Source organism: Arachnia propionica (assembly GCF_003859805.1).
GTDB lineage: Bacteria > Actinomycetota > Actinomycetes > Propionibacteriales > Propionibacteriaceae > Arachnia > Arachnia propionica_C.
On sequence record NZ_RQZG01000014.1, the window covers coordinates 59085 to 82046 of the forward strand.

General features: G+C 68.8%; 22 protein-coding genes. 15 read left to right on the top strand and 7 right to left on the bottom strand.

Going from position 1 to position 22962, the window contains the following annotated elements; genetic code table 11:
* Window positions 1-28: 28 nt before the first annotated feature.
* Together EII34_RS11640 and EII34_RS11645 are read right to left on the bottom strand one after the other, a co-directional pair.
* On the bottom strand, window positions 29-1606 hold the full coding sequence (locus tag EII34_RS11640) for a DUF3352 domain-containing protein (RefSeq protein WP_124845331.1): 1578 nt from the start codon (window positions 1604-1606) through the stop codon (window positions 29-31).
* Between the two features lie 86 nt (window positions 1607-1692).
* Window positions 1693-2922, bottom strand: coding sequence for an LCP family protein (locus tag EII34_RS11645; protein WP_124845332.1), 1230 nt, complete (start codon window positions 2920-2922; stop codon window positions 1693-1695).
* A 49-nt stretch (window positions 2923-2971) separates the two neighbouring features.
* Between EII34_RS11645 and EII34_RS11650 the strand changes: the two genes are divergently transcribed.
* Window positions 2972-3982: a glycosyltransferase family 2 protein gene (locus tag EII34_RS11650; protein WP_124845333.1), complete on the top strand. Its 1011-nt coding sequence runs from the start codon at window positions 2972-2974 to the stop codon at window positions 3980-3982.
* On the opposite strand, the gene EII34_RS11655 is transcribed toward EII34_RS11650, so the two are convergent.
* A complete protein-coding gene (locus EII34_RS11655) occupies window positions 3945-4619 on the bottom strand; it encodes a TIGR03089 family protein (RefSeq protein ID WP_124845334.1) in 675 nt (224 codons plus the stop codon). The two genes, EII34_RS11650 and EII34_RS11655, sit on opposite strands and share 38 nt — an antisense overlap.
* A 127-nt stretch (window positions 4620-4746) precedes the next feature.
* Here EII34_RS11655 and EII34_RS11660 point away from each other — a divergent pair, with 127 nt between their 5' ends.
* The 3 genes from EII34_RS11660 to EII34_RS11670 all read left to right on the top strand — a co-directional run bounded on the left by EII34_RS11660 (window position 4747) and on the right by EII34_RS11670 (window position 7394).
* Window positions 4747-5190 carry a hypothetical protein gene (locus EII34_RS11660; RefSeq protein WP_124845335.1) on the top strand — a complete coding sequence of 148 codons (444 nt, stop codon included), beginning with the start codon at window positions 4747-4749 and terminating at the stop codon, window positions 5188-5190.
* 103 nt (window positions 5191-5293) lie between these two features.
* The gene (locus EII34_RS11665) at window positions 5294-6217 is read left to right on the top strand and encodes a zeta toxin family protein (RefSeq protein ID WP_185711316.1); all 924 of its coding nucleotides are present in this window, start codon (window positions 5294-5296) and stop codon (window positions 6215-6217) included.
* Window positions 6218-6314: 97 nt separating this feature from the next.
* Window positions 6315-7394, top strand: a complete 1080-nt coding sequence (locus EII34_RS11670) for a mannose-1-phosphate guanylyltransferase (protein ID WP_124845337.1) — start codon at window positions 6315-6317, stop codon at window positions 7392-7394.
* Between the two features lie 63 nt (window positions 7395-7457).
* On the opposite strand, the gene EII34_RS11675 is transcribed toward EII34_RS11670, so the two are convergent.
* From EII34_RS11675 to EII34_RS11685, 3 genes are all read right to left on the bottom strand, one after another.
* A complete protein-coding gene (locus EII34_RS11675) occupies window positions 7458-7901 on the bottom strand; it encodes a hypothetical protein (RefSeq protein WP_124845338.1) in 444 nt (147 codons plus the stop codon).
* 119 nt (window positions 7902-8020) lie between these two features.
* Window positions 8021-9370 carry a hypothetical protein gene (locus EII34_RS11680; protein WP_124845339.1) on the bottom strand — a complete coding sequence of 450 codons (1350 nt, stop codon included), beginning with the start codon at window positions 9368-9370 and terminating at the stop codon, window positions 8021-8023.
* Window positions 9371-9530: 160 nt separating this feature from the next.
* On the bottom strand, window positions 9531-10244 hold the full coding sequence (locus EII34_RS11685) for a FadR/GntR family transcriptional regulator (RefSeq protein ID WP_124845340.1): 714 nt from the start codon (window positions 10242-10244) through the stop codon (window positions 9531-9533).
* Between the two features lie 127 nt (window positions 10245-10371).
* Here EII34_RS11685 and EII34_RS11690 point away from each other — a divergent pair, with 127 nt between their 5' ends.
* The 7 genes from EII34_RS11690 to EII34_RS11720 all read left to right on the top strand — a co-directional run bounded on the left by EII34_RS11690 (window position 10372) and on the right by EII34_RS11720 (window position 19413).
* Window positions 10372-11604: an aminotransferase class V-fold PLP-dependent enzyme gene (locus EII34_RS11690; RefSeq protein WP_124845341.1), complete on the top strand. Its 1233-nt coding sequence runs from the start codon at window positions 10372-10374 to the stop codon at window positions 11602-11604.
* A complete protein-coding gene (locus tag EII34_RS11695; protein WP_124845342.1) occupies window positions 11601-12899 on the top strand; it encodes an ABC transporter substrate-binding protein in 1299 nt (432 codons plus the stop codon). The genes EII34_RS11690 and EII34_RS11695 overlap by 4 nt, the downstream gene beginning before the upstream one ends.
* The gene (locus EII34_RS11700) at window positions 12899-13846 is read left to right on the top strand and encodes a carbohydrate ABC transporter permease (protein WP_124845343.1); all 948 of its coding nucleotides are present in this window, start codon (window positions 12899-12901) and stop codon (window positions 13844-13846) included. The genes EII34_RS11695 and EII34_RS11700 overlap by 1 nt, the downstream gene beginning before the upstream one ends.
* Window positions 13843-14679, top strand: a complete 837-nt coding sequence (locus EII34_RS11705) for a carbohydrate ABC transporter permease (protein WP_221620287.1) — start codon at window positions 13843-13845, stop codon at window positions 14677-14679. Before EII34_RS11700 ends, EII34_RS11705 begins: the two co-directional genes overlap by 4 nt.
* Before the next feature lie 112 nt (window positions 14680-14791).
* Window positions 14792-15049 (top strand): WhiB family transcriptional regulator, encoded by a 258-nt coding sequence (locus EII34_RS11710; RefSeq protein WP_124845344.1) that lies wholly within the window; start codon window positions 14792-14794, stop codon window positions 15047-15049.
* A 90-nt stretch (window positions 15050-15139) separates the two neighbouring features.
* Window positions 15140-18151, top strand: a complete 3012-nt coding sequence (locus EII34_RS11715; RefSeq protein WP_124845345.1) for a glycosyltransferase — start codon at window positions 15140-15142, stop codon at window positions 18149-18151.
* Between the two features lie 2 nt (window positions 18152-18153).
* Window positions 18154-19413, top strand: coding sequence for a DUF5719 family protein (locus tag EII34_RS11720; protein WP_124845346.1), 1260 nt, complete (start codon window positions 18154-18156; stop codon window positions 19411-19413).
* Window positions 19414-19423: 10 nt separating this feature from the next.
* Here the strand turns inward: EII34_RS11720 and EII34_RS11725 are convergent, their stop codons facing one another.
* Window positions 19424-19855: a metallopeptidase family protein gene (locus EII34_RS11725; protein WP_124845347.1), complete on the bottom strand. Its 432-nt coding sequence runs from the start codon at window positions 19853-19855 to the stop codon at window positions 19424-19426.
* A gap of 37 nt (window positions 19856-19892) precedes the next feature.
* Here EII34_RS11725 and EII34_RS11730 point away from each other — a divergent pair, with 37 nt between their 5' ends.
* From EII34_RS11730 to EII34_RS11745, 4 genes are read left to right on the top strand one after another with little or no spacing between them, the layout of a single operon-like run.
* Window positions 19893-20255: a DUF3499 domain-containing protein gene (locus EII34_RS11730; protein WP_260425140.1), complete on the top strand. Its 363-nt coding sequence runs from the start codon at window positions 19893-19895 to the stop codon at window positions 20253-20255.
* A 13-nt stretch (window positions 20256-20268) separates the two neighbouring features.
* The gene (locus EII34_RS11735; protein WP_124845349.1) at window positions 20269-21636 is read left to right on the top strand and encodes a phosphohexomutase domain-containing protein; all 1368 of its coding nucleotides are present in this window, start codon (window positions 20269-20271) and stop codon (window positions 21634-21636) included.
* 11 nt (window positions 21637-21647) lie between these two features.
* Window positions 21648-21824 (top strand): Trm112 family protein, encoded by a 177-nt coding sequence (locus EII34_RS11740; protein WP_124845383.1) that lies wholly within the window; start codon window positions 21648-21650, stop codon window positions 21822-21824.
* Between the two features lie 6 nt (window positions 21825-21830).
* Window positions 21831-22853, top strand: coding sequence for a phosphoheptose isomerase family protein (locus tag EII34_RS11745; RefSeq protein WP_124845350.1), 1023 nt, complete (start codon window positions 21831-21833; stop codon window positions 22851-22853).
* Window positions 22854-22962: the final 109 nt, after the last annotated feature.

The window sequence follows — 22962 nt, forward strand, 5'->3', positions numbered from 1 at the left end:
CAGGTTGGTCGGGGCCCATCGTCCGGGGTCACTTGAAGGAGACCCGCAGGGTGACGGAACCGTAGTGCTCATCGAGCATTTTGACCGTCATGCCCACTCCGTCGAACTTCCTGAGTGCTTCGACGTCAGAGCCTGAGCCGAGGTTCGGGAGGGAGGAGACGATGCTGCCGATGTTGACGAAGATGATCGCGTTGGCCTTGTCGGCATCCTTGACGACCTTCTTGTAGGTCGCGTCGTCAGCGAGTCTGGTCTTCGGCTTGGCCAGGTCCTCGGGTGAGCCGTTCCACGTGGTGAAGACCTTGTCCCCCTCGGTGTGGTGCTTCAACCCCTCGGGCAGCTGTCGACCGATCCGCTCGAGCACGGACTGGTGGCCGGAGGGATCGTTGGTCTTGACCGCGAGGCCGACGGTGGGGGTGGCACCCCGGCCCCCGCTGAGCGCCGCCACGGTGCTCTGCGGCACGTAGAGGCCGAACTGCTGCCCGACCAGGGCCTTCAGATCCTCCTTGGAGGAGATGCCGATGCTCTGCAGGTCCGACGAGGAGAGGCCCTGCTGTTCCAGCTGTTCCCAGGCCTGGTCGATGGAGGCGTCATTCGTGCTGCTTCCGACGGCGGCGATGGTGTCGCCCGGCAGGTTGCCCACCAGCTCGGAGGCGGATTCGAGGTTGTTCTCGATCTTCTGCTCCTGCCAGGCGATGCCCTCGAGCACGACGGTGCTGTCCTCGATGCGCAGGCCGAAGGCGACGCGCCCCTCCAGCACGGCACCCGGCGTCGCGAGGGTGCTGTTGTTGGTCAGCTCAGCCAACTGCTGCAGGCCCTTGCCCTCGCCCCAGACGGTGGCGAGGAGGCCGCCCGGAAGCTTGGCCATGTCGGCCTTGAAACCCTCGTTGTTGGCCAGTGGGGCCTTCTTCACCGCGTCGGCATCGGGCAGGGAGCGGTCCGTGACCAGCAGCTGGTCGTCAACCGTCCGGTACTCACCACTGGCCTGCCCGTCCTTGAGGAGGTGCTTCTTGGCGAACTCCTCGGCCTTGGCCGCGTCCTTCTGCTGGAAGGCGACCAGAACCGTCGGTTCGCGCTCCTCGGAGGCGTAGGCGGCGAAGGTGATGGAGTCACCCAGCCACGGCTCGACATCGCTCCAGGAGATGTCGTCGTTGTCCTTGAACGCGAACTCGACCAGGGCCTTCTTGTAGTTGCCCTCGGTGATGTCCAGGCCGTCGGTGAACTCCGGGAACTTCTCGACGAGGTCCTTGACGGCGAGCTGGTCGGGTGCCGCGGGGTTCAGGTCGATGCTGGCCACGATCAACGGGTTGTCCGGCAGCACGTTGGCGGCCGCGATGGTGGCAGGCTTCTTCAGCAGCATGACGGCTGCGAAGGCGGCACCGGCGATCACGGCCAGGGCGACGACGGCTGCGACGATGATCTTGGCCCTGGACTTCTTCTGCGGTGCCGTGGCGACCGGTCCCTGGGGGCCGTACCCGGGCTGACCCTGCCACTGGGGCTGACCCTGCCACTGGGGCTGGCCGGGCCCCTGAGGCGGAGGTCCCTGCCACTGGGGCTGGCCGGGACCCTGCTGGTACTGGGGGCCGGGCGGATTGACGGGGTGGTTCATCTTGACCTCCGGTGTGGGGACAACGTTCCCTCGAGTCTATCGAAGCCCGGGATCACCTTGTCATGGGCATCCGGTCGGACGAGGGGCTACTTCGCGTACTTCGCCAACGGGGTGGAGTCGCCCTTGATGACGGCGGAGAAGACCTCCTGGCTGGCCTCCTTGTCCCACAGCATCACGCTCTGTCCGTCGCGGCGGGCGTTGGCGTCGGCGACGGGGACGCTGAGGGACAGACCGGCCCCGCTGGCCGCCGACAGGAACACCCGGGCCCCACCGAGGGTCTCACCCGGGCCGGTGTCCTTGCCCCGACCCAGGGTGTGGCCGGCAGCCATGTTGAGGTTCCAGTAGGTCACCGGGTTCAGCACCGAGAACGGGTGGAGAGCCTTCTTCGCGACCTTGCCGATCACCTCGCGCTGGCGCGCCATGCGACCGAGGTCCCCGGTCGGGTCGGCCTTGCGCATCCGCACGTAGCCGAGCGCGGTCTTGCCGTCGAGCGTCTGGCACCCGGCCGGGAGGTCCAGGTGGGAGTCCTCGTCCTGGATGGGCTCCTCAGGGCACACCTCGATACCGCCGACGGCGTCGACGGCCTCCACCACACCGAGGAACCCGATCTCCAGGTAGCCGTCGATGCGGATGCCGGTGTTCTGCTCGATGGTCTGGACGAGCAACGGCGCCCCGCCCCAGGCGAATGCGGCGTTGAGTTTCGCCTCACCCTTGCCGGGCACCTTCACCCACGAGTCGCGGGGCAGGGAGATCATGGCGGGCTCACCCTTCTCGGGCAGGTGCAGCAGGATCATCGTGTCGGTGCGACGTCCCTCGGTGTCCCCGGTGCCCAGTTCGCCGCGCTGCTCGTCGGTGAGTTCGTCCCGGCCGTCGGAGCCCACCAGCAGCACGGTGGTGCCCGGTTGCTCGGCGGGGCGGTCCCCGGTCGGGGTGGCATCCACCTGGGACACCGAGGTCCACGCGTAGATGGGGACCGCGACCAGGTAGAGCAGCCAGGCCAGCACCAGGGCGCCGACGATCCGCCGCAACGGCCGCCTGGGGCGACGGCGCGTCGAGCGGGGTGGGGGCGGTGCGGCCGGTGGTCCGGGGCGGTACGGGGGGTGCGTGGGCGGTGGGGGTGGGGTCGGGCCCGGCTGATGGTACGACGGCTGGGCCTGTGGTGGTGGCGGGGTCGGATACCCTCCCCGGTCAACGCGGTACTGGTTGTCAGCAGCCAGTCCGGCGACCTCCTCGGGGCGCTGGATGCGGGTGGGCTGGGGATCGGGTTCCCGTCGGTACAGCCAATCCAGGTCTGCGTTTCGTCTGTCCTCAGCCATGCCTGCCAGCGTACCCGCACCGGTGATCCGCGCCATGTAAGTTGGCCGTGTGAACCCGCATCCCCCAGTCAGCGTCATCATGCCGGTCCGCAACGAGGAACGGCACCTGGCCTCAGCCGTCGCCGAGGTGCTCGCCCAGGAGTACCCGGGCCAGCTGGAGGTGGTGCTGGCGGTGGGTCCGTCGACGGACCGCACCCGGGGGATCGCCGAGGAGCTGGCCGCAGGGGACGCGCGGATCACGGTGGTGGCGAACCCGACGGGATTCACCCCGGCCGGACTGAACGTGGCGCTGCGGGCGGCCCGGCACGACATCATCGTGCGGGTCGACGGGCACGCCGAGCTGAGCGACGGCTACATCACCACCGCCGTGCGGCTGTTGCGGGAGACCGGGGCCGCCAATGTCGGCGGTCGGATGGAGGCACACGGCCGGACCCCGTTCGAGCAGGCCGTCGCCGCGGCCTACAACTCACCGCTCGGACTCGGTGGCGGGGGTTTCCACCTGGCCGAGACCCCGGCCGGTCCTGCCGAGACGGTCTTCCTCGGGGTGTTCCGGCGTGAAGCCCTGGAACAGGTGGGGGGGTTCGACGAGGCCCTGCACCGGGCGCAGGACTGGGAGCTCAACCACCGACTGCGCACGGCCGGACTGCTGGTGTACTACTCGCCCGAGCTCCGGGTGGTCTACCGCCCCCGTTCCGGTCTGCGGGCACTGGCGACCCAGTTCTTCCGCACCGGGCAGTGGCGGCGTGAGGTGATCCGACGTCACCCGGAGACCGCCTCCGTGCGCTACCTGGCCCCGCCGGTCGTGGCGGCCAGCTCACTGCTCGGACTCGTCTCAGGAACCCTCGGCATCCTGCTGCGGGCCCCGTTGCTCATCACCGGACTGATCGCTCCCGGCGCCTACCTGGCCTTCCTCGGCTACGCGACGACCACGATGCCGACCGTCAGCCGGGCGGCGCGACTCCGGCTGCCGGTGGTGCTGGCGACGATGCACTTCGCCTGGGGGCTCGGGTTCCTGCGTGGCCTCAGGGGAGGTGCAGCAGCTCCCCGCGTTCCTGGCTGAGGATCCGTTCCAGGGTGCTGCCGTCACCACCGGTGACGGAGACGGTTGTGCCGCCGCCGAGCACCGGGGCGACCAGTAGCTGGGAGATCCCGGCCCAGTCGCCGGGCGGCTGGTGGGCGACCCCCGCCGTGGTGCGGGCCGCCGTCGCCGCGATCTGCCCGTGGTCGAGGGTGGCCGCAGGTGTCGCCCAGGCCGGGCTGGTGAGGCCGACGGGCTCGGCCAGGTGGAGATCTGGTTGGGCCAGCACCTCGGCGAAGTCGGTGGTGTCCTCGGGAGGCTCGGCCACGGGAAGGTTGAGTGGGTGCATGGAGCAGATGATGGCGCCCGGGGTGGGGGGTCGCGAACCCGCCGCCATGACGGTGGGCACCCCGCGATCGGCCGTCACGACGGCGGCACGCTGCCAGATCGCCGCAACCCACACCCACGTCGCCCAGTGACCCGGGTGGGTGGTGATGAGGTCCAGCTGCACGTCGTCGCCTTCTCCGACACCCAGGTCGTCGAGGAGGTTCGCGGTCTTGTCCACCCAGTTGCGGAACGTGACGGCGGAGAGTTCGATGCGGGTCCCCGCGTCCTCGTCGTAGTGGACGAACAGGGGGTGTGCGGCGGGAAGCCAGCTGAGTGCGTCGGAAAACAGCATTCCCCGAGCTTAAATGGTTCGGTTCTTGTGAGGGATTCGTTGGGCAACTTCGTGGAATCGTTCCACGTCTGCTCATCCGGTCCCGCTGGTAGAGTTCCGGTAGGAGCGACGAGGCTGTGAGGTGAACATGAGCACGAGCCGGGAGGGAGACGCCCAGATCGAGTGGCTACGCAACCGAGCTGTCCAAGTGTTGGGGCGGATGGATGAGTATCGGGAAGTCCTGCGTCTGGTCGAGGCCGGGTTGGGTGATGAGGAGATCATGGCCCAGACCGGGGTGGAGCATCGTGATGTGTTGTCAGTCAGGCAGGACGTGGAGCAGGGTGAGTGTCTCTGGCCGGAGACGCCGTATGAGTTTGGGTTGCGTCGGTTGGTGGGGGAGATCAGCACTGAGGAGATGATGGAGCGGTTGCGGGCTTGGCCGTATGAGTTCGGGGTGGTCCACGACGACTGGTACGACAGCAAGTCTTGGGATGACGTCGTGAGGTTGGTGATGCTCAAGGCGATCAGTGAGGATGAGTACGACGAACTCCAACAGATCGCCCGACAGTCGCCGGATTATCCGCATGACTGACCCGACAGCCGCTGTGCTGCGTCGCACTGAATCGCAGGTACGTGGTTTGGTGCAGCAGCTTGCAGCGGAGCATTCTCCACCGCCAGACCCGGCACAGGGGTCCTTGTGGTTGCGCCTGGGTGAGGCGGTCACCCAGGCCTACCGGGTTCGTGCGGAGCGGGAGGGGGTGCGTGGGGGGCGGGCGATCATCATGGCCGGGCCACCCGGAGCGGGGAAGAGTCACGGGGTCGATGCGGTGCGCAACGCTCTCGGACCGGAGGAGTCGAAACGGCTCGGCGTGATGGAGGATGGCTTCATCACCGTCGATGCCGATGACGTGAAACAGATCCTGCTCGGCAATCCCGTCCCAGGACTGGAGATCGACCCCGACCTGCTGGCGCAGGCCCGGGATCACTGGGACGGGCTGATCGATGAGCACGCCCCCGAGGCTCTCGCGGACGGGAAACCTCTCCTTCGTGGCGAGCTGGCCACCTTGGTGCATCCTCTGTCCACGGCAACGGCCGGGAAGGTTCGGGAGGACCTTCTCGAGGATCAGTTCGACGTCAAGATCGAGGGGACCCTGAAGGGGAAGGAGAAAGGTGCTTCCCTGGTCCAGCAGTTGAGGAAACAGCAGTACGAGCAGGTCACCGTCGTGGCGGTGGACACGCCTCGGCAGATCTGTCTGGAGGGAGCACACCGCAGGTGGGTCGAGCCCCGAGGGCAAGGCGACGTCACCGCCCGGTACACCCCGCCCGAGGCCGTGAACTCCACCTTCATCGAGGGCAGAGCTTCCAGCCGCTGCATCGACAATGCCCGCGCCACCCATCAGCTGGCCAGTGCCCAGTCCCGTTTCACACAGGTTGACCTGTTCATCGCACACCGCACCCCCACTGGGACCGTGGTCGAGCACATCGACCGTGACGGCCGGTCCCGCAGCGTCACACTCAACGCCACGGCCCCACCCACCAGGTCTGCCCCAGTCCGCACCCTGTCCCGGTCCCGGAGTCCCTTCACCCGCACCCCGCACACCACCGACATCGGACGCTGAGAACCAGGCCCAGCATCAATCACTTTCTCGGAAAGGTGCCTGTTGCGAGCTGTAGGAACTCTCACAGACATGCCTTGGATCAGCGTAGGGTGTCGTCATGCGATACGCGGTGGTCATGGCAGGGGGATCCGGGACGAGGCTCTGGCCGTTGTCCCGGCAGGGCGCCCCGAAGCAGTTGTTGGAGCTCTTCGACGGCAGGAGTCTGCTCAGGCTGGCCTATGAACGGATCCGGGGGCTGCTGCCCGACGAGTGCATCCTGATCTGCACCTCGCGTGACTACATCGACGTGGTGGCGCAGCAGATTCCTGAGCTGCCGCGGGAAAACCTGCTGGGGGAACCGGTGGGGCGGGACTCCCTCAACGCCGTCGCCTGGTCCGCGGCGGTGCTGGCGAGACGTGACCCGGAGGCGGTGGTGGCGATGCTCAGCGCGGATCACGTCATCGAACCGGTGTCCCAGTTCCGGGCCACCCTGGAGCGTGCCTTCGAGGTGGCCGAGGCCAGGCCGCGTGGGCTGGTGACGATGGGCGTGGTGCCGACCGAGCCGAACACCGGGTTCGGGTACCTGCACCGGGGCGCGGAGCTGGAGGGGTTTCCGGGTGCCTTCCGGGTGCTGGAGTTCCGGGAGAAACCGGGTCTGGCGCAGGCCGAGGAGTACGTCGCCTCCGGGCAGTTCTGGTGGAATGCGGGCATGTTCGTGTGGCGGGCCGGGCTGCTGCTCGAGCTGCTCGACGTCCTGCTGCCCGAGACGGCTGACGCGGTGCGGCGGATCGCGAGGGAGCCGGAGAGCCTGGCGGAGATCTTCCCGACGCTCACCAAGATCTCCGTGGACTACGCGGTGATGCAGCCCGCATCCACCGACGAGGTGGATGCCGAGGTCCTGGCGGTGCCGCTGGAGATCGAGTGGTCCGATGTGGGGAGCCACCAGAGTCTGGCGAGCCAGTTCGCGCTCGACGAGCACGGCAACCGCCGCGACGGCGTCACCGTCACCCTCGACACGCAGGGCTCGGTCCTGGTCAACACGACAGGCGGGGAGCACGTGGTGGCGGCGCTGGGGCTGCGTGAGATGCTGGTGGTCCACACCGCGTCGGCGACCCTGGTGAGTCCGCTCAGTGAGGCCAGCCGGGTGAAGGAACTGGTCGAGCTGGTCCGTGAACAGTGCGGGGCTGAATTCGCCTGAACGAATCCTGTGGGCCGCCCTTGACGGCAGAGCGGTGGTTCGACCAGCGGGACAGCACGCAGCTCAGTCCCACCAGCAGAGGACAACACGTCCGTCCTGCCGGTCGAGGGGCTCGAACCCACTGAGACGTTCGGGATCGAGGTCGAGGACGTCGTCGGGGGCCATCGCCTCGGGGAACCAGGCACACACCTCGTCGGCTGTCGCGTCGGTCACCACGAGAACCTCCTCGGCGAAGGGCCACCCCGGGTCGTCGACCATGGCGACGGCGACACGTACGTCGTCGACATCGTCTCGTGACCTGATGGTCTCGAGCACATCACGGACCTGCTGCGGTGTGGGGGAGTCCGGGACCCCGTCGGTGAGGATCGTGACGTTGCACAGGATGCTCCCGACCACGTCGTTGCCGTCGAAGAACTCCTCCAGGGTGAGCAGGGGGCGGGGACGGCAGAGACCGTCGTCCAGGAAGGGGGCGATCCGCGCGGTGACTCGTTCCAACGGTGTGGTCATGTGCCCAACCTACTTCGTGGCCCCGAGCTCCCGTGCCGCCCTCGGACCAAGGCGGTGCCCCGTCATGGACGTCCCGGTGCTCCGTGTCGACGACCTGACCCTGACCGCGAGGACGTCCTCTACAGGTTGAAGTCGTGGCAGGCCTCACCCAGGGCGTCCAGGGCGGCCTCGACGTCCAGCGGCCGTACCTCGGAGACCTCCTCCAGCAGGTGGCGGTAGGCCTCGACGATGGTGTCGCGTTCCTCCGTCTCGATCCATGCGGAGCGGTTCCAGGCGTTGAACTGGGCCGCGAAGCCGCGCATCTCCGTCGCGATGCGCTCCGGCCAGGCCGCCTCCGGCACCTCCTCGGCCGCGTCGAGGAGGCGGCGACGGTGCTCCTTCCAGGCGGTGAAGGCGCGCTTGGCGAACCGGGAGGACCGATGCGTCGACCCCTCCCACTCCCGGAACGGGTTGTGCCAGTTCTCCGCCACCCACTCCGGGGTGCGCAGCTGCCGGATCTCGGTGTCGATGCCCTGGTAGCTGCGGCGTGCGGCCCGCCCTGCCGTGTCGGGGATGCTGTGGAGGTGGCAGTGCTCCAGCTGGGGCAGGTGGGGAAGCGCGTCGAAGCCGAAGCAGTCGGAGATGCTGAGGTGACGCAGCTCGGGCCACGACGCGAGCGCCTCGATGCCCGTGACCGTCGCCGGGGCGCCGTCGAGATGAAGGGCGTGCAGCCTCGGGTAGGTGCTGGCGAGTTCGGCCAGATCGAAGTGGTCGCCCATCAGGTGAAGTTCCGTCGTGCCCGGGATGGGGACGACGGCGGGAGTGGTCAGCTCCAGCCACGGCCCGTCCCACTCGACGGGGACGGGGAACCGCAGGGTCAGTTCGTCGATCTGGGGCGGCAGACGCAGTTCCGGCAGGGCCGCCTCGACGTGCACCTCGTGGAGCAGGGGCAGCGCCGTGATGAGTTCGACGAGGTGCGGGTAGGGGCGCTCCAGGGTGATGCCGGTGGCCAGGCGCAGCCGTTTCAGCTCCTCGAGCGGGGCATCGAGCACCTCGTCGTTGATCCAGCCCCTCGGCACCCGCTGCCTGACGCCGTCCAGGGTGAGCCACGCCGGGCGGTCGCCGAGCTCGGCCTTGATCGCCGGTCCGCCCCGCTGCTGCCACCCCCACTCGTACCCGGCCTCGCTCGCCCGGAAGAAGCCGTAACACTCCTGCCACTGCGTCACCAGGGGCGGCAACCACCCCAGCTCCCGGAAGTAGCGGGGGATGTGGCGGTCCGAGGTGATGACGGTGGCCTCCCCGTCGAAGCCGTGGCGGTGGGCGTGCAGCGGGCCGATGCCGTCGAGGGTGGCGGGGAGGTCGGGCTCGAAGTGGTCGAGGCTCAGCCAGGACTTCGACCGCGAGTCCATGCCGACGAGCTGCGCCAGTCCCCATCGTCGGTGGCGGTGGTCGAAGATGCCGTAGACGGTGCCGACCCGCGGAGCGCTCATGGGACCAGGACCCTACCGGGTCGCAGCGGACATGAACTCGGAGGTTGCCTGCGCGAGACGTTGATGGCAACGCTGCCAGACGAGCAGGACGGCGATTCATGCCTGTGTGACGGGGGACTGCCCGGCCTCACCGTGCTCCTTCCGGCTGGTGGCAGCAGGCTCAGGCCTCGAACAGGACAGGACCGGGACGGATGCCCTCGAGCCAGGTCCGGGTGACCCTCACGTGCTCCATCGCGAGGAACCGTGCGCCCTCGGCGTCACGATCCGAGATGGCCGCGGCGATCCGGAGATGGGCGGTGTCCGAGACGGCCTTGAGCTCCCGGTGCGCCTCCTCCTCGAAGACGTGGTAGTCGCGGCCGCGTCGCCTCATGATCTCCAGGAGGGTGGCGATCAGTGGATCCTGGCCGCCGATGATGATCGCGGCGTGGAACTCGGCGTCCAACCGCTGGGCCTGAGGTCCGGGGTCGAGATCCGCCAGTCGACGGGCCAGTGCGACGATGCGGCTGCGTTCCTCGTCCGACAACCGTGCCGCGGCCTGTGCAGCGGCATGTCCCTCGAGCACCTCACGCAGCGGCAACAGCTCGAGGTAGCGGTCCAGGGGCAACAGCGGGATCACCATCTCCAGCCCCTGAAGGATCTGGGAGGGGCCCATCGTCGAGACCGTGCACCGACGTCCCGGATGGGCCTCCAGGGCGCCGGCCACCGTCAGCATGCGTTGCGCCTCCCGCAAAGAGCTGCGGGAGACCCCCAGCCGTTCGCACAGCTCCGCCTCGCTGGGCAGGGGGTCGCCGCAGCGGAGCTCACCGGTGGCGATCATGCGGCACAGGCCCTGCCGTGCGGTCTCGACGGCGGTCACGGAACTGGGGGTGCTCATGCCTCCTAGGAAACCACGTGGGAGGAGGAACCGACCCGCATTGTCTGACAGGAAAAGAAATTTTCCGGAAAAACCTGCGGCGAGAAGGCGATCTGTGCTGAGATTGTCAGACAGGAAAGGTGCAACGATGCAGTTCAGTGACGAACCACCACGCGTCGGGGCGGAGGTCGCATGGACCCTCGACGCGTCAGTGCGTCACCTCAACCACGGTTCCTTCGGGGCGGTGCCCCGGGCCGTGCAGGAGGAGCAGGCGCGACTGCGCCACGAGATGGAGGCCAACCCCGTGCGGTGGTTCGCCTCCCTCCCGGAGCGGGTGGCCACGGCACGCATCGAGATCGCCCACATCCTGGGGGTCTCGACCGAGCAGCTCGCCCTGGTCCCCAATGCCTCCGCCGGGGCGAGTGCGGTCCATGACTCCTTCCTCGGGCGCGGGGCCGTCGATGTCATGGTCACCAACCACGGCTACGGCGCCATCACCGCCGGGGCCTGTCGGCTGGCCTCCCGAACCGGGGGACGGGTGGACGAGGTGGCGATCCCGATGGCGGCCAGCGCCCCCCGGGTGATCGAGCTGATCGGGGAACAGCTGGAGCGTCACCGTCCCGGTCTGCTCGTCATCGATCAGATCACCTCCCCCACCGCGCGGGCCCTGCCCGTGGCCGAGGTGTGCCTGCTGGCGCGGGACCTGGGGGTGTCGACCCTCGTCGACGGCGCCCATGCCCCCGGCGTGCTGGCCGACCCGGTGTGCCGCGAGGCGGATTTCTGGGTGGGCAATCTCCACAAGTTCGCCTGCGCCCCTCGCGGGACCGCGGTGCTGGTCGCCCGCGACGGTGACCGACTCCACCCGGTCATCGACTCCTGGGGCGCTGGCCTCGACTACCCGGAACGGTTCGACCACCTCGGGACCCTCGACCTCACGGCCTGGCTCGTCGCCCCCTTCGCATGGCACCACCTCCAGGAGCAGGTCGGTTGGGAGCGGATCCGGCAGCGCAGTGCAGCACTGGCCGACGCCGGGGTGGCGCGGTTGGCCGAGGCACTGGAGGGGATCGTCGCCGACCCGGTGCCCGATGTCGGACAACCCGTCGGGCCGATGCGGCTGCTCCGGCTGCCCGGTGCGCTCGGTGCGACCCGGGAGCAGGCCGACGCCCTGCGCATCCCGTTCTGCGAGACCAGCCGGGTGGCGCTGGCCTTCACCAGCTTCGAGGGGCGCGGCCACCTACGTCTGTCCACACACGTCTACACCACGATGGACGACTTCGATCACCTGGCGCGTGTGGGGATCCCCCTGCTCCACCGCTGGGCACAGCAGCAGGTCCAGGGGGGACAACCACCCAACCGTGTTCACTTCGAGGAGGAAGCATGAGACGAACCCGCATCCTGGCCGCGACCACGCTGGCCGCCGCCCTGACCCTCTCGGCCTGTGCCGGCGACGGCACCGGCGGGGAATCCACCCCCGGGAAGGTCACGATCAAGATGGTGGAGTCGTTGACCAGTCCGGCCCGCACGGAACTGCTCAACTCCCTCATCCAGGAGTTCGAGGCCACGCACAGCACCATCGACGTCGAACTCATCTCACCACCCACGGACCAGGCCGATGCGAAGATCCAGCAGATGCTGCAGTCCGGTTCCGGGGTGGACGTGCTGGAGGTCCGTGACCTCACCGTCGGGCCGTTCAGCAACAACGGCTGGCTGCACGACATGGCCCCGGACCTGAAGGGTTGGGACGGGATGCAGGCGATGACCGAGCAGGCCAGGATCGCGGCCAGCAGCGCCGACGGCAAGACCTGGTTCGTGCCCTACGGCTTCTACGGGCTCAGCCTGTTCTACCGGACCGACCTGGTGGCCGAGGCCGGGTTCGACGGCCCGCCGAAGACCTGGCAGGACCTGGTGGAGCAGTCTGCGAAGATCCAGGACCCCGGCCAGAACCGTTACGGCTACGCCTTCCGGGGCGGCAAGAACTCCGCGGGACAGGTGCTCAGCATCCTCGAGGCCTACAACGCCGACACCCTGGATCCCACCAATGCCTACAAGGTGACCAGTGGGGCGACGATCTTCTCCACCCCCGAGTCACAGAGCGCCCTGGACACCTACGTCGAACTGTTCAGGACGGGCTCCCCGGAGTCCTCCGTCGCTTGGGGCTACCCGGAGATGGTGCAGGGCTTCACCAACGGATCGACCGCCTTCCTGCTGCAGGACCCCGAGGTGATCGCGGTGGTGAAGGAGAGCTCCCTCACCGAGGAGCAGTGGAGTGTCGCCCCGAACCTGCTCGGCCCCACCGGCAAGGCGGCCTGGCCGATGGCCACCGCTGGATGGGGGATCACCTCCTTCTCGAAGCACAAGCCGGAGGCCCTGGAACTCATCAAGTTCCTCTCCGGTGAGGCCTCGACCAGGTTCGCCAAGGAGAACTCCTTGGTCCCGATCCTGACCGCGGCCGCCGAGGACGAGTTCTTCCGCACCGGACCCTGGGCCGCCTACGTCACGATGACCTCGGATCCCGACACCTGGATCGCGGTCACCGAGCCCCGCAGCTCCGCCTGGTGGACCGAGTGGATGCAGCGTTCCGAGACCGACCTGCAGAAGGTGCTCCTGGGGGAGATGACCACGACGGACCTGCTCAAGGGCTGGGACCAGTACTGGACTGACAAGTGGGCCGGGTGATGACCTCCCGGACCCCTGAGGGCCGGGCCGGGGCGGTTGCCGTGAGCAGTCGCCCCGCCCATGGCCGCAGGTTCGGACGGCGTACGTTCTGGACGATCCTCGCGTTCCTGGCGCCGGCCTTCGCATTCGTCGCGGTGTTCACCTACTTCCCGCTGTTCCGGGGAAGCGAGATGGCCTTCAGACGGTGGTCCCTGTGGGACCTGACCTCGACGCCGTTCATCGGCTGGGAGAACTTCACCACGCTGCTGGGGGACCCGTTGTTCGCCTCGACGATGTGGAACTCGGTGGTCTGGGTCGTGGCCTCGCTGGTGCCGCAGTTCCTCATCGGGTTCCTCATCGCGCTGGGGCTGCGTCGTCGATTCCGGTTCCGTGGCCTGTACCAGGCGGTCGTGTTCTACCCGTGGGCGGTCTCCGGATTCCTCATCGGCATCCTGTTCCGCTGGATGTTCAACTCCGAGTTCGGGGTGGTCAACGACCTGTTGATGCGAACCGGACTGGCCGAAGCCCCGGTTCCCTGGCTGGCCAAACCGGAGCTGGCGATGTTCGCGGTCGTCGTCGCCAACGTCTGGTACGGGGTCACCTTCTTCGCGATCATGATCCTGGCCGCGCTGCAGTCGGTGCCCGAGGAGATCCTCGAGGCGGCCGCCATCGACGGGGCCGGGCGCTGGCGCACGTTGTTCCAGGTGACGATCCCCACCATCGCCAGCACGCTGGTGCTCGCGGTGCTGCTGCGCGTGATCTGGATCTTCAACTTCCCCGACATCATCTACGCGATGACCGGTGGTGGCCCCGGCAACCGCACCCAGATCGCCACGACGTGGATGATCCAGTTCACCCAGCAGGGTGACTACGGCATCGCCTCCGCCCTGGGCTTCATCGTGATGGGGGTGCTGATCTGCTTCACCGGGCTCTACCTCGGTGTGCTGTCCAGGAGGGCACGGACATGACCTTCAAGGAGCCGATGTGGTTGCGCGTCACCCGGGTGCTCGGGCTGACGCTGTGGCTGCTCATCACCTTGTTCCCGCTGTACTGGATCACCCTGACCTCGGTGAAACCGGCCCGGCACATCGCCGAGTACCCGGTGAGGTACTGGCCCCGCGAGTTCAGCCTCGAGAACTACCAGTCCCTGCTGGACAAGGCACGGTTCGGCACCTACCTGCTGAACTCACTGATCGTCTCCTCCGCGGCCGCCACCGTCGCGACGGTGATCGCGCTGCTGAGCGGGTACGTGCTGTCGCGGTTCAGCTTCCGGGGCCGGGGTGCGGTGATGGGGGTCTTCCTCATCACCCAGATGATCCCGGCGTTCATCGCCCTGGGGCCGCTGTACCAGATGTTCACCAACCTGGGGCTCGTGGACTCCCGGTTCGGGCTGGTGCTGGTGTACGTGGCCATGACCATCCCGTTCTCGGCGATCATGCTGCGGGGCTTCTTCGACAACGTCCCGGACAGTCTTGAGGAGGCAGCCATGGTGGACGGGTTGACCCGGCTCGGGGCGCTGTGGCGGGTCATCGTGCCGGCCATGACCCCGGGCATCATCGCGACCTACATCTTCAACTTCGTCAACTGCTGGAACGAGCTGTTCCTGGCCACCACGCTGCTCAACGCTGACGCGTCGCGGACCATCCCGACGGCCCTGAACGGCTTCATCTCGAGCTTCAACATCGAGTGGGGGCCGCTGTCGGCCGCCGCGGTCATGACGATCGTCCCGACGATGCTGCTGTTCGCCCTGGCCAGCCGATGGATCGTCTCCGGTCTGACCCAGGGAGCCACCAAGGGTTGAGCGATGTGCGTAGACTGGACCTCCAAAGTTGCACGGGTGCAAGTCGACTCGCCGATCGAGTTTGACTCGTTAGAACTGCGCGTGTGTAATTTTGAGGATGAAAGGGGGAGGCATGGACAACATCTGGGATTTCACGGCGGGGGTTGACGAAGAGTTTGCGTGGCACCAGCATGCCCTGTGCGCACAGACCGATCCCGAGGCGTTCTTCCCGGAGAAGGGCGGATCGACCCGCGAGGCCAAGCGCGTGTGCTCCAACTGCACGGTGCGGGCCGAGTGTCTCGAGTACGCCCTCGCCAACGATGAACGCTTCGGCATCTGGGGAGGACTGTCCGAGCGGGAACGCCGCAAGCTGAAGCGGCAGGCCATCTGAGTCGGTCGTCTGGCCCGGCATCGGCCATTCGGCTATCGTCAAGGGTGCCTTTCCCGCCAGGGGAGGGGACACCGATCAGGAGGGTTCCGCTTGACTTCCGAAGGCTCCGCGGCCGAACTGTGGTCCTGGATCGATGAGGAACCGGATGACCTCATCCCCAATCCGATCGATCCAGCCGCTGTCGTTGCCGTCATGGTGGTCCACAACGCCGAGGACTGGTTGGCGCGACACCTGCGTTCACTGAACCGCCTCAATCCTCGTCCCGGCCGCATCGTCGTCGTCGACAACGGGTCCTCGGACTCCTCGCGCGCCATCCTGGAGCAGGCCTGCGCCGTCGGGACCATCGATGCGGTCCTCACCGGTGACCCACGATGGACGTTCGGGCAGGCCGTGCTGCACGCCCTGCGTGGTGACGAGCCGTGGATCTGGTTGCTCCATGACGACTCGACACCGATGCCCAACGCGCTCGACGAGTTGCTGCGCGGTGCTGCGCTGACCGGTGCCGACCTGCTGTTCCCCAAGCTGCTCCAACCACGTCGTCGGAACTATCCCGAGACCCTCTCCGAGATCGGGCAGACCATCAGCCGCTCCGGCAGGCGGGTCAGCACCGTCGAGGCGGGCGACATCGACCAGGGACAGGACCAACCACAGGAGATCCTCGGTGGTTCGACGGCTGGGCTGCTCATCAAGGGAGTGGTGTGGCGCCAGCTCGGCGGTCTGGCCCCGGAGCTGCCGTTCCACCGTGACGGCCTGGACCTCGGGTGGCGTGCCAACGAGGCCGGCTTCCGGGTCCTGACCTGGCCCGAGGCAGCGCTGAACCACCGACAGGCCGGCATGATCGGGCTGCGGGAGACCGTCATCGCGGAGGACCCCCACGAGAGCGACCGGCTGGCCGCGCTTCGGGTCGTCGCGGCCCGCGGCCCGAATCCCCGCAGGAAGGGTGCACTGGTGCTCGGCAGCTGGGCCCGGGCGCTGGGGTTCCTGCTGCTGAAGTCACCACGCCTGGCAGGGGCCGAGCTCCGTGCCGCCCGACGTTTCGCCGCCGAGTCGGGCCGGGTGGCGGAGTTGAGAGCCCGCAGCGTGTCCATGACCCGTGACGTGACCCCGCTGCTGCCGAACCGGCACTGGCCGATCCGCAACGCCTTCGACAAGCTCGGCAGTGGCATCGCCGAGCGCTACCGGGACTTCACCAGCCAGGAATCCGGGATCAGCATCGACGAGATGACCGGGGACGACTACGCCGGGGGCCCCACTCGACGGCGTGTGTTCACCCCGGTCGCCCTGCTCACCGTGCTGCTCGTGCTGGGCGGATCGCTCGCGGTGCGCACCCTGTTCGGGACGGGGGAGGTCTTCGGTGGTGGGTTGCTTCCCGCTCCTGCCTCCTTCCGGGATGTGTGGTCCCAGGCGTTGAGTCCGGTGGTCGGCACCGCCGGGGCGGACGCCCCCTGGTTGCTCATCGCGGCTGTGCTGTCGCTGCTCACCTTCGGCAGCCCGCAGGTGCTGGTGATCCTCGCCCTGACCCTGGCCCCGCTGCTGGCGGCGATGAGTGTCCACTCGCTGCTGCGCAGACTGGAGGTGCCACAGGGGGCTGCCGCAGCGCTCGCCGCCGTCTGGGCAGGGGCGGTGCTGCTGCTCGGTCTCGTCACCGCCGGGGACATCGCCGGCATGGTGCTGGCCATCGTGCTGCCCTGTCTGGCGCGGGCCGTCGTCGTGATCCACACCGATGAGTCGGTGGGAGCGGAACGGCTGCGTGCCCCTGCCGGGGCGGCGTTCTGGCTTCTCATCGGTGCCGCGGCCTGGCCGGTGCTGTGGCTGCTGGCGGTCGTGGCCGGACTCGTCTGGGTGGTCAAGGAGCGCCAGCGCCTGGTCGAGGTGCTCATCATGGTGGTGCTCCCCGCGGCCTTCCTGGCCCCGTGGGCTCCCACCCTGTTCGCCTGGCCCGGCCGGATCCTCACCGGACCGGACCCGTTGGCCTGGCCTGCTTTCTCCCCGCCGGCGACCGCCATGTTCGTCGGCCGCATCCTGCCCTCAGGGTTCCCGGTGCTGGTCAACGTCATCTTCTTCGGGGCCCTCACCCTGGTCGCCCTCCACGCCACGATCCGGCTGGAGTCCTCACGTCAGCGTCTCATGGTGCTGGGTGGCTTCGGTGTCCCACTGCTGATCGGGGCCCTGCTGTCCAGACTGGTGGTCCCCGTCCATGGAGGAGAGGCCCGGGCGTTGCTGTCCGGATGGGCGCTGCTGGTGGTGGCCGCGTTGCTGGCTCCCCTCGTCGTCACGCTGACCGGGGAGGAGGACCGGCCGCGCCTGGACCGACGTATCGTGGTGGGTCTGCTCAGCGGTGCCTCCGGTCTGGCACTGGCGGTGTGGGCGCTGTTCGGTTTCTCCGGCCCGGTGACGAACCAGACGTCTGCCCTGCCGAGTTATGTCCGCGACGTCACGACCTCCAGCCGACAGACCCGGATCCTGATGATCCGTTCCGATGCGGACGGCGGGCTCACCTGGAACGTCGTGGACGCCGATCAGCCCCGCTGGGGCTCGGGAGAGCGGAACCCGGTCGGCTCCTTCGAGGACGACTACGCCGCCCTCGTCCAGCTCTTCGGCGGTGGCGACGCCCCGGAGGATCTGGCGGACCGACTGGCCGATGTCGCGATCAGCCACGTCTGGATGCGCGGTTTCAGTGCTGAGCAGTTGGCAGCGGTCGGGAACGCGGCGGGCCTGAATCGGGCCGTCGCGGATGAACGGACCGTCGTGTGGACCGTGATCGGTCTGCCCTCGCGGGCCCGGATCCTGGGTGATGCGGAGGACCTCCCTGTCGCCGATGCCGAGATCCAGGCCGCTGGAGGTGAGCAGACCCTGGAACTCGCCGAGGTGGCGGACGGTCGCTGGCAGGCCAGTGTCGGTGGGAGACGACTCGAGTCCCTCCCGGACCGCCCCAAGGCCACCTTCGTGGTCCCCGCCGAGCTCTCCGGGACCCTCACCTGGGGGATGCGGCCCGCCTGGTTCGCCTTCGGCTGGCAGGTGTTCGTGGTGCTGGCGCTCGTGACCCTGGCGGCGCCGACCGCCGGAGGAGCGGCCTCGGCCCGACGTGGACTGGAGGACTGATCGTGAACCGGATTCTTCAGACCCTGGGTGGGTTCGTGGTGCTGGCGGCCCTGCTGTTCGCCGTCACCCTCCTCACCCCCGCGGAACTGCCCCGGGTGACGACGGTGGAGACCACCCGCAGCACGAAGGTGGTGTGCATCCCGGCAGGGGAGGGGGCGACCGTGCTGGTGACCAAGGCCGACAGCGTCGGAGCCCTGGGAGAGGCCTCGACGGCGGAGCAGCAGGTGGTTCTTCCGGGCCAGAGCGCCCCCGTGGTCGCCGAGGGCACCGCGGGACCGTTCGGCACGGTGATGACCGGGACCGACGACGTGCGCACCCTCACCCCCTGCATCCGCCCGGTGTCACGAGGGGTGATCTCCCTCCCGGCCACAGCCAACACGGAGCTTCGGATCGTCAACCCGGACTCCTCGGATGCTGCCATCGATCTCACCCTCCACGGACCTGAGGGGGAGATCCAGGCCCTGGGTGCCCGGGGCATCGCCCTCGGACCGAACGGGGAGAAGACCATCGCCTTGTCGGTGCTCACCTCTGAGGCCACCCCGGTCGGGGTGTCCTTCCAGGCCAGCAGGGGGCGGGCCGCCGTCGTGGCCTTCACCACCACGGCCACCAGCGGTACGGCGGCGATCCCGGCGGAGGCCGCCACCACGCACTGGCTTCCCGGTGTGATGGCCGGTGTGCCCGAGGTCTCCGTGGTGCTCGCCAATCCCGGGGCGGATCGGGCCACCGTGCGTCTGACCGCCTACGGTGCCACACCTGCGTTCACCCCTGAGGGTGGGGACGCGATCAGCATCGCGGGCCGTTCCACCGTCGTGGTACCCCTGCAGGGGTCCCTGGCCGGGGAGGCAGCTGCGTTGCGGGTGGACTCCGATGTCGAGGTGCTGGCGGGCCTGGCGGTCGCCCAGGGGGATGGGGCACAGCTCTCCCCGGTGAAGGCCGGAACCGAGTTGACCACCTTCGTCCCCCCGGGGGGCACCCTGCAGCTGACCAATCCGGGAGGCGAACCGGTCACGGCAAACGTGACCATCGCCTCCGAGGAGGGTGAGACCACCGAGACCCTCGAGATCGCCGCGGGCACGACCGCTGCCCAGCCGTTGCCACAGATCAGCGACGGCGGGCAGGTGGTCACGGTCCAGGCCCCTGCCGAGCTGTTCGGCGCTGTGGTCGCCACCGGTGAGGCCGGTACCTGGGCGGCACCGTTGCAACGAGTCGGGGCGAGCGACACGGCCCCTGTCGAGGCGGAGCTGGACCCCGGGCTCCACTGAGACCGGGTGGTCAGTCCTCCCACTCGGGATCGTCGCCGACGAAGTCCCTGGGCGGACGGGAGGTCAGGGCGCTCAGCTGTTCCACGATGGTGCGGTGGACCAGGGACCGCAGCGCGCTCCGGTGCGATGCGCGGTGCTCGAGGGGACGCTCGTAGATGACGATCTGGGCGGGACGGCCCCGCGTGGGCTCCAGGGCCGCCGACATCGGGACCCGGTCCCCGGACCAGGCGGTCCGCAGGAAGGGGACCTCCTCCACACCCACCACGATCCCGTCCAGGGCATGGGGATCCACCGCGGAGATCTCCTCCAGTGCCCACGTCACGCACTGGTTGAAGTACTCGGTGCGGCGTGGCCGGTGCAGTGGTGCGGTCCTGCCCCAGGCGTGCGGCAGGGCCAGTGGCCCCCGCAGGCCTCGTTCGTGTCGGTCCCGGCTGCGTGGCATGCGCACACTCTAGCCGCCCACGAGTTAATCTTCTTTGGTGCGCCGTTGTTCCCGATCCACGTGCGGCCAACCGGCCGTCGCCACCCTCACCTACGTCTATGCCGATTCGACCGCCGTGCTGGGGCCGTTGGCCGTCGCCCCCGTCCCGGGAGCGTTCGACCTGTGCGCCACCCATGCGGCCCGCACCTCCGCGCCTGCCGGGTGGGAGGTGATCCGGCTGCCCCTGGACCGCCGCCGTCGTGAGGAGGAGACCGACGACGAGCTGGTGGCCCTGGCCAACGCCGTCCGGGAGATCGGGCTGCGTGACGACGAGCCGATCCCACAGCCGAGCACCCCGCCGGAGCCACCCACCCCCACCAGACCGGGCCGCCACCTGCGGTTGCTGCCCGCCGTCGACTGACCCGGAGGAAGTCATGCTCGCTGACGAGATCTTCAAGGCCAATGACATCCGCGGAGTGGTGCTGGGACGGAGTCCTGAGTGGGACCTCGCCGGTGCCCGTCGACTCGGAGCGGCCTTCGTCGCCGAACTCGGGCTCGAGGGCCGCGGCATCGTGATGGGACGTGACATGCGGCATCTCGGCGACGAGCTGTCGGAGGCCTTCGCCGACGGGGCCAGGCGGGGCGGGGCCGACATCGTCGATGTCGGGCTGACCTCCACCGATCAGCTGTGGTTCGCCTCCGGACATCTCGGGATGCACGGTGTGCAGTTCACCGCCAGCCACAACCCGGCCGCCTACAACGGCATCAAGTTCTGTCTGCCCGGGGCCGCTCCGGTGCCCGCGAGCTTCACCGCCGATCTCAGGGAGCGTGCCCGGGACGTCGAGATCGGTGAGCAGGTGCGGGGCGGTCACGAGTCACGGGACCTCACCTGGGAGTACGTCTCCTTCCTGGAGGCGCTGGTCCCGGTCGGTCCGGGCGGCACCCTGAAGGTGGTGGTGGATGCCGGCAACGGGATGGGCGGGCTGGTGGCCCCCGCGGTGCTGGCCGGGCGCGACGTGGATCTCGTCGGGCTCTACCTGGAACCCGATGGCACCTTCCCCAACCATCCGGCCAATCCACTGGAGCCGGAGAACCTGGTCGATGCGCAGGCCGCGGTGAGGGAGCACGGTGCTGATCTGGCGCTGGTCTTCGACGGGGACGCGGACCGCTGCTTCATCATCGATGAGCAGGGGCAGGTGGTGGACCCCTCGGTGGTGACCGCCATGATCGCCCTGGCCGAGCTGGGCAGGGAACCGGGTGGCACCATCATCATCAACGCCATCACCTCCCAGGCCGTCACCGATGCGGTGGGGGACCGGGGCGCGGTGGTGCGTTCCCGGGTGGGACACACCCATGTCAAGGCACTGATGGCCGGTCACCGGGCGATCTTCGGAGGGGAACACTCGGCCCACTACTACTTCCGTGACTTCTGGGGAGCCGACACCGGGATGCTGGCGGCCCTGCACGTGCTGGAACTGGTGCGCAGTGAGGGACAGCCGTTGTCGAGGCTCGCCGCGCGGTTCGACGGCTATCACCGCTCCGGTGAGATCAACTCCACCGTGATCGACCATGCCGCCATGATGGCCAGGGTGCGGGAGGCCTTCGCAGGCAGGGGCGAGGCCGAGACCTTCGACGGCCTCACCGTCGCCGATCCTGCCGCCGGGTGGTGGCTCAACCTGCGCCCGTCCAACACCGAACCACTGCTGCGGCTCAACGTGGAGGCGCGTGATGCCGCGACGATGGCGGCGTTGCGTGACGAGGTGCTCCAGATCGTCCGCTCAGAGCAAGGAGAACAGTCGTGACCCACGGCCCCATGGACCTGTCCCCCGAATTCCTGTCGATCGCCGCCTGCCCGGCCTGCCACTCGAAGTTCGCCGTCGACTACGACCGCTCCGAGCTGGTCTGCACCGCCGCCACCTGTGGTCTGGCCTATCCGGTCAAGGATCGCATCCCCGTCCTGGTCATCGACCAGGCCCGCAGCACCCGGTAGGTGGCGATGTCCGAGACGTGGTTCGATGACTCCCGGCTGGAGGCCGATGGCCTCGAGGCGGTGGAGGAGCTGTGGTGGTTGGCCACGGCCGGTGCCCGGATCCGGCGTGCTGCCGGCACCGAGCCGGTGGGGCGGCTCACCCGGGCCGACCGACCCCGTGGGGTGCTGGTCCTGGGTGCGGAGGCCCGGCTGGTCCGGGCGGTGCTGGAACCGGCCTGCCCGGTGCCGTTCATGGCCTGGCCGGGACCGGCGCTGCCGGCCTGGGTGGGGCCGCTCGACCTGGTGATCGCGCTCGGCTCCCATGACGCCCACGCCTGGCAGGTCCGTTGCGTGGGCGAGGCGGTGCGACGCGGATCGACGGTGATCGTCGCGGCCCCGGCGGATTCAGCACTCGCTGCGGCGGGAACCGGGTCCCTCACCACCCGGCTTCCCACCCCGGCCGACGACCCGATGGCCGCGGCGGTCGCGGTGCTGGCGTTGCTGGGGCAGTTGGAGCTCGGGCCGCGTGTCGACGTGGAGCTGGTGGCCGCGGCGGCGGACAGCGTGGCGGCGATGTGTTCCCCGTCGCGACCGATCGGGGACAACCCCGGCAAGGACCTGGCCATCGGGTTGGCCGACTCCTTCCCGTTGATCTGGGGTGGCACCGCCCTGGCTGGGCGGGCCTCCCGTCGGATCGCGGAGGCACTGCGGCGGTTCGGGGGGCGGGTCGCCCTGGCCGCGGATGCGGATGAGTTGGAGGCGGTGCTGCGTGGTACCCCGCCGCGGGATGTCTTCAACGATCCCGTCGAGGGACAGGCCGAGATTCGGCCGAGTCTGCTGCTGCTGGATGCGGATCTGGGGCCCGCCGACGTCGCGGATGCCGCGCAGCGGCTGACCCGGGTGGCCGAGGCCATCGGGGTGCGGGTGTGCCGGATCAGCTCTGGGGATGCGGAGCTGGGGGCCCTGGATGTGGAGCGTTACGTCAACCTGCTGCAGCAGGGACGCTACGCCGCTGCCTATCTCGGTGTCGGGCGTGGCACGGTGACCTGACCCGGGCGGTCGGTGTCATCCTTTTGGCGGGAAGCGTCAATCCTGTGGCGCGTCCTGGTGTGCTGTGCGAGAGTGGCACGGTCCCGAGGGCGAATGAGAGGGCGGCTGC